The organism is Jeotgalibacillus terrae (assembly GCF_016908195.1).
Taxonomy (GTDB): Bacteria; Bacillota; Bacilli; order Bacillales; family Jeotgalibacillaceae; genus Jeotgalibacillus; species Jeotgalibacillus terrae.
In genome coordinates this window covers 105,508-115,630 of record NZ_JAFBDK010000010.1, presented here as the reverse complement: position 1 = coordinate 115,630, position 10,123 = coordinate 105,508, and the positions used below count along the sequence as shown (strand labels likewise).

Annotated in this window: 8 protein-coding genes; 7 read left to right on the top strand and 1 reads right to left on the bottom strand. The window is 43.9% G+C overall.

The features are described 5' to 3' along the window. Positions 1 to 108: 108 nt before the first annotated feature. The gene (locus JOD21_RS11845; RefSeq protein WP_204729823.1) at positions 109 to 660 is read right to left on the bottom strand and encodes a DUF488 domain-containing protein; all 552 of its coding nucleotides are present in this window, start codon (positions 658 to 660) and stop codon (positions 109 to 111) included. 246 nt (positions 661 to 906) lie between these two features. Here JOD21_RS11845 and JOD21_RS11840 point away from each other — a divergent pair, with 246 nt between their 5' ends. The 7 genes from JOD21_RS11840 (at position 907) to JOD21_RS11810 (ending at position 10,015) form a co-directional block, all read left to right on the top strand. Next, the gene (locus JOD21_RS11840; protein ID WP_204729822.1) at positions 907 to 1,881 is read left to right on the top strand and encodes a substrate-binding domain-containing protein; all 975 of its coding nucleotides are present in this window, start codon (positions 907 to 909) and stop codon (positions 1,879 to 1,881) included. Further along, on the top strand, positions 1,878 to 3,341 hold the full coding sequence (locus tag JOD21_RS11835) for a sensor histidine kinase (RefSeq protein WP_204729821.1): 1,464 nt from the start codon (positions 1,878 to 1,880) through the stop codon (positions 3,339 to 3,341). Before JOD21_RS11840 ends, JOD21_RS11835 begins: the two co-directional genes overlap by 4 nt. Further along, positions 3,316 to 4,842 carry a response regulator gene (locus JOD21_RS11830; protein WP_204729820.1) on the top strand — a complete coding sequence of 509 codons (1,527 nt, stop codon included), beginning with the start codon at positions 3,316 to 3,318 and terminating at the stop codon, positions 4,840 to 4,842. Before JOD21_RS11835 ends, JOD21_RS11830 begins: the two co-directional genes overlap by 26 nt. A 28-nt stretch (positions 4,843 to 4,870) precedes the next feature. Continuing rightward, positions 4,871 to 5,920, top strand: a complete 1,050-nt coding sequence (locus JOD21_RS11825; protein ID WP_204729819.1) for a sugar ABC transporter substrate-binding protein — start codon at positions 4,871 to 4,873, stop codon at positions 5,918 to 5,920. 179 nt (positions 5,921 to 6,099) lie between these two features. Beyond that, positions 6,100 to 7,215 carry a sugar ABC transporter substrate-binding protein gene (locus JOD21_RS11820; protein ID WP_204729818.1) on the top strand — a complete coding sequence of 372 codons (1,116 nt, stop codon included), beginning with the start codon at positions 6,100 to 6,102 and terminating at the stop codon, positions 7,213 to 7,215. 91 nt (positions 7,216 to 7,306) lie between these two features. Continuing rightward, the gene (locus JOD21_RS11815; RefSeq protein ID WP_204729817.1) at positions 7,307 to 8,827 is read left to right on the top strand and encodes a sugar ABC transporter ATP-binding protein; all 1,521 of its coding nucleotides are present in this window, start codon (positions 7,307 to 7,309) and stop codon (positions 8,825 to 8,827) included. 12 nt (positions 8,828 to 8,839) lie between these two features. Then, a complete protein-coding gene (locus JOD21_RS11810) occupies positions 8,840 to 10,015 on the top strand; it encodes a sugar ABC transporter permease (protein ID WP_204729816.1) in 1,176 nt (391 codons plus the stop codon). Positions 10,016 to 10,123: the final 108 nt, after the last annotated feature.

Below are 10,123 nucleotides of genomic sequence, written 5' to 3'. Positions count from 1 at the left end.
AAAAAAATCCACCTGATGTGGGTGTTTTTTTTGCTGCTTTTTTTGGGGACGGAGTTGGCACTACGAGGTCAGACCTCGTAGTGCCAACTCCGTCCCCAAATGCCAAATTCATTCCATCGAAGGATACACAACCTCCCCACTCTCCTCAATCACAGGGACAGCCCCCCATTTCCCAAGCTCATGACTTACTACTTCAGCTTCACCTTTAGAACCAGGGACAATATGACGAACCTCCCATCCGTTCGCCTGGAGAAAATTACTGATAATCAACCTGTGACACCTTGCCGGGTGGTGCTCAGAACACATATAAGCGACCTGCTGCCGCTCTCCAAGCTTAACCAGTTCTCCAATACCTATTTTAAATTCATCTGTCATTGTATAATCTGCATAATTGTGAAAAGAACGGTTCTTCCAGCCTGCATTCAAGGTCTCGCCAATCTCCCCCGAAACCTTTCTTCTGCCTCCAAGTTCAGGGAAGTGACGGTAGCCGATCCCTGCCTCTTTCAGCCACCTCTCAAGATTTTCTTTTTTAAATTGAGGACTTCTCTTACTCGCTGGAAACGCACGTACATCCGCAATGAAATCAATATCTGCAGCCTGCAGCATATGTAAAAATTCTTTTTCAGTATGATTGTAGTGTCCGATTGTGTGAAAGATCATGATGCTGCCTCCTTTTATATGTCTTTACCCTGTTTCAGGGCCGCGCATTCTCTGGGGACGGAGTTCACACTACGAGGTCAGACCTCGTAGTGTGAACTCCGTCCCCAAAAAAAATGTCCCCAAAAGCATCTCTCCTCCCCCGCACATCCAATTCCTGTACAAAAAACAGACATATACGCCCCTCCATCCTTTTGTTATAATTTACTGAATATTAATCCACACAGAAAAAGGAGATGCTTTCCTGTTATGAGAAAGCTTTTAATACTGATGGTTTCAGCGGTTGGGCTGTTTTTGTTCTACTTTACTTTTCAGGCTGCTGCAGCTGTTTTTTATACAGACTGGGATTTGCCTGATGCGGGTGAGCAGGATGAAAATGTGCCGCGCGTTGTGCTGATTACAAATGAGACAGATCATCCTTTCTGGCGGGATGTTGCGGCTGGTGCTGAGAAAAAAGCCGGCGAACTGAACGTTGATCTGGATGTGAGCGGAATTTATGGCAGCAACACAGAGGATTTCCTGAGAAAGATTGAAATCGCCATTTACTCAAAGGTTGATGGGATTATCGTGCAGGGACTCGATAATGAAAAATTTAAAGAGCTGACAAAATTGAAAGCGGCTTCATATGGAATTCCGGTGCTCACTGTTGCACATGATGTCCCGAAAGAAGAGAGCCTTCGCAAAACGTATATAGGGTCAGATCAGTTTGAAGCCGGAGAATTGCTTGCGCGGGAATTACTCGAAGATATGGGCACGACTGGTGAAGTGATCCTGATGATGGACAGTGAACCTGAGTATTTTCAGCGACAGCGGCTTGAGGGCGTTGAGCATGTCCTGGCTGGTTATCCTGATATTGAGATGATTGAAGCCAAGATTGGTGACCGCGAGCAGGGTTTATCGACTGTGAATGATCTGCTGAATCACTTTCCGCAGGCAACGTCTTTTCTGGCAGTTAATGCCTCATTCACTGAAGAGCTGGTGAAAGAAATTGAGACCAGAAGAAAAGTAGATCCTTATTACATATACACATTTGATGAGGAACGTGGTGCGTATGCGCTGCTTGAGAGCGGTAAAATTGATGGTGTAGTGGAGCAGTCTCCTGAAGACATGGGACAGTTAAGTGTGGAGCTGATGTCAGATTGGCTTCAAAAAGATAGCCAGCCGCTCGATATTGAAGGTTATTTTACTGAAGTCAGTATTGTAAAGGATTTGAACGGCCAATGAGACATTTACAGAAAAAAATATGGCTGCTCGCCATTGTTGTGCTGATCATTATGGTGATTATCTGGATCTCCCTTACCTACTATAATCAGAAGATGCAGGATCAGTATAATCAGATTCTTGAACGCTACCTGGTGATGAATGAGCTGAATATGCTCAGCCAGGAAACGGTCGCTTCGCTTAATGCCTATCTGTTAGACCCGTCTGACGCGAATTTCCGGACAATTGAGCGCCGGAAAAACCGCATGGGTCAATTATACGATGAGGTCACTGCCTTCAGAAATACGGACAATGAGTCGGAACTGACGAATTATACGAATCTCACAGTGAGTCTCGTGGAAATGACAGAGCGCTCCGTGAACTTTCAGATCTCAGGAGAAATTGAAACAGCAAAATCTGCTTTGAATGAAGCCATTCATATTGCCGATTATGTATCTGAAATGAGACTTTCCGTGATTGATAAAGAACTCCGGACGTATGATATTTTTTATCGGGAAATGATTGACCGATCAGAGAAGTTGACGGAGCTTGGTGTTTGGCTGTTAATGACGATTATTCTCATGCTGTTGTTTTTTACTTACTGGTTTTCCCTCAGGATTACAAAACCGCTTGAAAAACTGACGGAATCAGCGAAGCGGCTGTCAAAGGGTCAGTTTGATAGAGAAATTGAAGCTGATTCAAAGGATGAGACAGCCATTTTAGCAGGAACGTTTGAACAGATGCGGATCAATATTAATAATCTTTTTATTGAGACGAAGCAAAAAGCAAGACTGGAAGCTGAACTGCAGGAAAGTAAGTATTTACTGAAAGAAAGTCAGCTGCTCAGCCTGCAAAGTCAGATTAATCCGCATTTTTTATTCAATACGCTGAACACATTATCTAAAAAAGCTTATATTGAGGGGTCAGAGGAAACGAGTGATCTGTTAGTCAGCATCGCAGATCTGATGCGCTATAACCTGAGACATATGGATAAGCCGACTGCCCTTCATGAAGAGCTTCATGTGCTGAAGCAGTATATCCAGATTCAAAAAGCAAGATATACAGACCGCCTGACTTTTATCACTGAGATTGATGAATCGTGTCTCGGTATTCAGATCCCGGGCATGACCCTGCAGCCGATTGTAGAAAATGCGATTATTCATGCCGTCGAGCCGAGTGAAGACGGGGGCACAATCCTGTTTCGGGTCAGACAGGCACTGAACCATGTTGTGATAGAAGTTGAAGACAACGGGCCAGGCATGACAGAAGAAAAAATAGAGATGCTTAAAGATGCGCGCGCAGTCACCAGTGAAAAAGGAACCGGTATTGGTTTTAAAAATGTGGTTCAACGGCTGAAACTGTTTAACGCGAGTGATGAGGTTGTGGATATTCAGAGTAAGATCGGCCATGGCACGAAGATATCCCTGTATATTTTAAAGGAAAGGAGCGATATGACGTATGATCAAAGTTCTCATAGTGGATGACGAGCAGATGGAACGCGACGGGCTTGAGATGATTTTAAACAGGCATTTTGAGCTTGAGATCAGTCAGGCGCGCAACGGACGGATTGCGATTGACATGTGTGAGCAGCTGAAACCAGATCTCATTTTTATGGATATACAAATGCCCGGTATTTCAGGGCTTGAAGCCATTGAGCAGCTGCACCAGGCCTATCCGGATACAACGTTCATCCTGGTAACTGCTTTTGCAAAATTTGAATATGCCCAGCAGGCGATGAAGCTCGGCGTGCACGACTATATCGTGAAGCCGAGTAAAGTAAGTGAGATCGTGAAAATTGTTGAAGGCGCACTGGATAAAATCTGTGCTGAGAAAAAATCTTCAGAAGAAAGTAAGCGCTATCAGAGTACGATTGAAAAAGCGATGGCCGTCTTTGAGACAGATGTCGTGACGCAGCTGCTGTTCGATCATGTCCATGAAGTTCACTTGAATCAGCTTGTCGACCTGCTCCACATTCCGATTACACAGGATAAGTTTGTGATGAACCTGCTGATACCTGAAGAAGCAAAAGGTTCTTACTCTGCAGTAAAAGAAGTGGTCAGAAGTACCGGCAGCGGCTGGACAGGGGCAATGAATGGCAGACAGGTGCCGATCATTGTTTTCCGTAACAGCGGGGAATCGTTCCGTCACCAAGCCATTACGATGGCAAAACGCATTCTCTCACTCAAAAAACCTGATCAGGACATATGGTTTGTTGGGATTGGTGATGTTTACGAACCGATCGAGCGGATCAAACAATCTTATCAGGAGTCATTGATTGCCACCAGAAACTATCATCAGCCGGTTAAATATCAGTTTTATTCAGATATGCCTGCACTAACGCTCGATTTCTATTCTCAGTCTTATAAAGCGTATGAGCAAAAATTCGATGAGCTTCTGCGTCAGGAAGAGTGGCATCTTTTAACAGAAGAAGTGAACGAAAGTATAGATCAGTATGAGCGGGAAAACAGAGATATTATCCAGACACAAAAACAGATAGCGGAAATTCTCTGGCTGATCTCTTCCATTTTGTCTGATATGGGGGTTGAAGTTGACATGCCTGTCTATTCTGTTCAGGTCACCGGCTATAAACAGCTGAGAGCGGAAACCAGCTATATGATCGACCGGATGAAGTATGCCCACCAGGCACACAGCCAGAATACTGATGGCGATATGATCGAACAGATCAAGCATTACATTATTGAACATGCCCATGAAGATCTGTCCCTTGAAATTATCAGTAAAGAAGCGGGGTTAAGCCCGATCTATGTCAGTAAACTGTTCAAAGAAAAGCTCGGCATCAACTATATCAGCTTTCTGACTGAATGCCGTCTGGAAAAAGCAAAAAAATTAATGAGAGATTCTGAGAAGAGCATGAAGGAGATTGCGATTGAAATCGGCTATCATGATCCGAATTATTTCAGCAAAGTTTTCAAAAAAGCCTATCACCTCTCTCCTACTGCCTACCGGAGTAAAACAGTCACGTGATTATTTATCAGAAAAGGACTGTATGCACATGAATAAACGATTCACACTGTTATCAGCCTGGGTGATGACGATTCTTCTGATCGCCTGTACCCCTGATGAACAGATCAAAGAAGTCGCACTGCCTCCTGAAGCTGAATCAAAAAGCCTGGAGGATATTAAAATCGGTTTCTCAATGGATACACTTCAGGAAGACCGCTGGTTCAAGGATCGCGAGCTTTTTGTAGAGGCTGCAGAAAAAGCCGGAGTTGAAGTAGAGGTCACTGTGGCAAATGGAGATGACGTCAAACAGGTCTGGCAGACAGAAAAGATGATCAGTGAAGGAATTGATGTGCTGGTGGTCGTCCCCCACAATGCAGAATCGATGGCTGCGATTGTAGAAAGAGCCCATGATGCGGGAATTAAAGTGTTATCGTATGACCGCCTTGTGAGAAACGCAGAAGTGGACTTATATTTATCCTACGATAATGAACAGGTCGGTATACTGCAGGCAACTGTGATGACGGAGCTTGTACCAGAAGGGAATTACGTCTACCTGGGCGGAGCGGAGACTGATTACAATGCACACCTGATGAAGCAGGGAGTCTTTAAAGTACTGAAGCCGTACATTGACAAGGGAGATATCACTGTCGTATTCAATCAGTGGACGAAAGACTGGGTACCTGAAGTGGCAAAAGCAAATATGGAAACGGCACTTGAAGTGAATCATCAGCAAATCGATGCAGTCATTGCAGGAAATGATGCGACTGCAGGAGCTGCAATCGAAGCACTTGCCGCATATGACCTCGCAGGCAGCATCCCCGTCGCCGGACAGGATGCGGACCTTGCTGGCGTTCAGCGGATCGTCAACGGGACCCAGAACCTGACAATGTATAAAAGTATTGATGACTTGTCCGAACGCGCTGTGGAACTCGCAATCAAGCTTGCACTGAACGAGGAGATTCAGGAAGACCGGACAATCAATAATGGGAAGATCAATGTCCCTTCTATCCTTTTGCCTCCGGTTCCTGTAGACCGGACAAATATCAAAGAAACAGTGATTGCAGACGGATTTCATCAGAAAAAAGACATCTATCAATAAGATCGACCAGGAGAACTGCGGCCAGAATGGGCTGCAGTTTTTTTGCATATATTTATCTCAATATTAAAAAAATACAGCATGATGATAATTTACTACTAGAAGAAAGCGTTTTCAATCAAATTTCCGATGCTATATTTACCATGTACCGAACAAACATTTTGAAAGGGGTCTTACAAACAATGGGGAAAAAATCAAAAGCATTTGGTTTACTTTCAGCTGCAGTCTTAACATTTGGTCTTGCAGGATGTGGAAGTGATGGGGGTTCAGGCGACGGAAGCGGCCTTGACGTAGGAATCGTATTACCGACAAAGGATGAACCGAGATGGGTTCAGGATGAAACAAGATTCCAGGATGCATTGTCAGACTCTGATTATACAACTGAAATTTTATTCAGCCAGGGATCTTCAGCGAAGGAAAAAGAAAACGTTGAAACATTGATCAGTAAAGGAATGGATGTCCTTATTATCGCTCCGCATGACGGCACAGCTGCTGGATCTGCTGTTGAAGCCGCTCAGGAGGAAGGCATCACAGTGATCTCATATGACCGTCTGATTACAGACACAGAAGCTGTAGACTACTATGTTACGTTCGACAGCATGGCTGTTGGTGAAGCACAGGGTCAATATTTAATTGATCAGGCTGAAGGTTCAGGCATTCCACTATACCTTTATGCAGGAGCTGCATCAGATAACAATGCATTCCTATTCTTTGAAGGCGCATGGAAAGTGCTGCAGCCAAAAATTGCTGACGGCACATTCGTAATCGCTAACTCAAGTGAAGCTGAAGCTTTAAAGGATAAGGCAGAATTAAGCCGTGACGAGCTTGGAAGCATTCTTGGCCAGGTAACAACAAACTGGGATCCAAGTGAAGCGAAAAACAAAGCAGAAACGCACCTGACTTCTGCAGGCGCTGATATGAAAGGTGACGTATCAATCCTTGCACCAAATGATGGAACTGCCCGTTCAATCGCAGACGTATTCGCTTCTGATGGCGCAATTACAGATTATACAATTACAGGACAGGACGCTGAAAAAGCATCGATCCAATATATCATTGACGGAAAACAATCTATGACAGTATTCAAAGATGTACGTACACTCGTTGAAGATGCAATGGGTATGGCAGTAGACGTACTTGACGGCAATACACCGGAAACAACAGCTACTTATGATAACAACAGCATTGAAGTAGATGCAAAACAAACAGACGTGATCGTGGTTGACCAGGAAAATGTTGAAGAGGAACTAATCGATTCAGGCTACTATGAAGCAAGTGAGTTTGAAGGATTAGAATAACGTAACCATCAGAGTAATCGTGCCGGCTTACCTCCCCTGTCACGATTACTCTATGTTTTACAATTAAGCCAGGTGCTTAGGAGGCATGAAAATGAGCGAACCAATTCTGGAAATGAGAGGCATATCCAAAGAATTCACCGGTGTAAAAGCACTCTCCAACGTTAATTTTAAAGTTGATCAAGGAGAAATTCACTGTCTGGTAGGTGAAAATGGTGCAGGTAAATCCACACTGATGAAGGTACTGAGCGGCGTATATCCATACGGCGAGTACTCAGGCGATATTTATTTTGATGGTCAGGTCCAGCAGTTTAACAAAATCAGCGACAGCGTTGACCGTGGGATCGTGATTATCTACCAGGAACTCGCCCTGTTCCCTGACCTCTCTATCTATGAAAATATTTTTATCGGTAATGAATTGCAGCGAAAAGGCGTGCTCGACTGGAATGAAGCAGTTGTCCGCTCTAAAGAATTGCTGAATAAAGTAAACCTTCATATTAATCCTGAAACATTAATTAAAGAAATTGGCGTTGGAAAACAGCAGCTTGTTGAAATCGCAAAAGCACTGAGTAAGAAAGTAAAACTGCTGATCCTTGATGAACCTACAGCAGCTCTTAATGATAAAGATAGTGAAAACTTACTGAAATTATTAAGGGAATTGAAAAAACAGGGAATTACTTCAATTATGATTTCTCATAAGCTGAATGAAGTAATCTCAATTGCAGATAAAGCGACCGTCCTCCGGGATGGGCAGACAATTTGTACGCTTGATGCAGCAAAAGGTGAAGTAACAGAGGCTGCGATTATTAAAAACATGGTCGGCCGTGAAATTGAAGATATTTATCCTAAAAGAAATCATCCTGTTTCTCCGGACAGACTGCTTGAACTTAAGAACTGGACTGCCTATGATCCGAAACTCGGAAGAAATGTTGCAGAAGATGTAAATATTCATGTCAACTACGGAGAAATCGTCGGTATTTCCGGCCTGATGGGTGCCGGAAGAACAGAGCTTGCTTTAAGTATTTTCGGAAACTCAAAGAAATATAAACTCTCCGGGGACCTGTTAGTCGACGGAAACCAGATCCAGTTTAAGCATACGAGTGATGCCATCAAATCCGGTATTGCTTATGTAACCGAAGACCGTAAAGGAGACGGGCTGTTTTTACTTCAGGATATTAAAAACAATATATCGATCTCGAATTTAAAGAACCTGTCAGATTATGGTGTTGTCAATGACAACGAAGAGATTAAAACAGCAGAAGAATACCGACAATCGCTTGGAATTAAAACACCATCAATAGAACAAAAGGTCGGGAATCTGAGCGGCGGGAACCAGCAGAAGGTATCTATCGGAAAATGGCTGTTTGTCGGACCAAAGCTGCTGATTCTTGATGAGCCTACCAGAGGAATTGATGTTGGTGCCAAGCTTGAGATCTATACAGTGATGAATAAGCTGATCGAAAGCGGCATGAGTATTATCATGATTTCTTCTGAGCTGGGGGAAGTGCTTGGGATGAGCGACCGTGTGTATGTGATGGCAAAAGGTGAAATTAAAGGTGAACTGTCTTCAGAAGAAGCAACCCAGGAAAAAATCATGGGACTTGCCACGCTATAGGAGTGAAAAACGATGAATCTATTTAAAGAAGCAAAAGGATTATTAAAGCATAATATTCGTGATTACGGAATGTATATCGCGCTGCTTGTGATTATGCTGATCTTTACGATTTTAACAGACGGCTTATTTATGTCTTCAAGAAATATCAGTAATCTGATTGACTCCTCCGGCTATATCGCAGTACTCGCGGTCGGTGTCATGCTTGTCATTGTCATCAGACATATCGACTTGTCAATCGGGTTTCTTGCAGGATTTCTTGGCGCAATCGCCGCAATTTTGTTAGTTCAATATGATATGCCAGTGTTTCTGGTGATTCCAATTATCCTGGTGCTCGGTATGTTTGCAGGTTCAATCACAGGCTTCCTGGTTGCAAAAGTAGGAATTCCTGCATTCGTAGCAACACTGGCCGGCTGGCTGATTTACCGCGGAGCATTATTACAGGCAACTGAAAAGTCCGGAACGATTAACGTAGATAATGAGGCGTTCAATGCAATCGGAAACGGCTATATCCCTTCAATTGCAGAAGTTGGCGGGCTCCACCTGCTCTCTCTTTTAATCGGAGCAGTCTTTATTCTTTACTATATCTACTCTACAATCAAAAACCGGAATAATAAGATCAGATATAATTTCGACGTTGTCTCTAAGCCACTTTTCATTATCCAGCTTGTTCTTGTCTCTGCACTAATCGGCTACATCACCTGGATTCTTGCAGGTTACAATGGCTTCTCATGGACAATGATCATTATTCTAATCGTACTGATTGTCTATCACTTCATCACGACAAAAACAGTACTCGGCCGCCATATCTATGCGGTCGGAAGCAACCCTGAAGCCGCTCACCTGTCAGGGATTAACGTGAGTAAAATCACATTTATCGTATTCGGTTCAATGGGTATGCTGTCTGCACTCTCAGGGATTCTCTTCACCTCAAGACTGCAATCCGCGACCACAACAGCCGGAACTTTATTCGAGCTTGATGCTATCGCAGCAGCCTTCGTTGGCGGCGTGTCAGCAGCAGGCGGTGTCGGTAAAGTAACAGGCGCTGTGATCGGAGCAGTTGTTATGGCCACTCTCGTAAACGGTATGAACCTGCTCGGCGTCGGCATCGCATCACAATACATGATCCGCGGAGGCGTACTTGCCCTTGCAGTTATTTTTGATGTCATGACGAGAAAACAGAGAGCTTAAAAGAAAAATCCACCTGATGAGGGTGGATTTTTTGCTGCTTTTTTTGGGGACGGAGTTGGCACTACGAGGTCAGACATCGTAGTGCCAACTCCGTCCCCAACTCTTGAA

Bases quoted from the DNA above. Each gene is read 5' to 3' on its own strand.
- JOD21_RS11840 (WP_204729822.1), top strand. From the start codon at position 907: ATGAGAAAGCTTTTAATACTGATGGTTTCAGCGGTTGGGCTGTTTTTG.
- JOD21_RS11835 (WP_204729821.1), top strand. From the start codon at position 1,878: ATGAGACATTTACAGAAAAAAATATGGCTGCTCGCCATTGTTGTGCTG.
- JOD21_RS11825 (WP_204729819.1), top strand. From the start codon at position 4,871: ATGAATAAACGATTCACACTGTTATCAGCCTGGGTGATGACGATTCTT.
- JOD21_RS11815 (WP_204729817.1), top strand. From the start codon at position 7,307: ATGAGCGAACCAATTCTGGAAATGAGAGGCATATCCAAAGAATTCACC.
- JOD21_RS11820 (WP_204729818.1), top strand. From the start codon at position 6,100: ATGGGGAAAAAATCAAAAGCATTTGGTTTACTTTCAGCTGCAGTCTTA.
- JOD21_RS11830 (WP_204729820.1), top strand. From the start codon at position 3,316: ATGATCAAAGTTCTCATAGTGGATGACGAGCAGATGGAACGCGACGGG.
- JOD21_RS11810 (WP_204729816.1), top strand. From the start codon at position 8,840: ATGAATCTATTTAAAGAAGCAAAAGGATTATTAAAGCATAATATTCGT.
- JOD21_RS11845 (WP_204729823.1), bottom strand. From the start codon at position 660: ATGATCTTTCACACAATCGGACACTACAATCATACTGAAAAAGAATTT.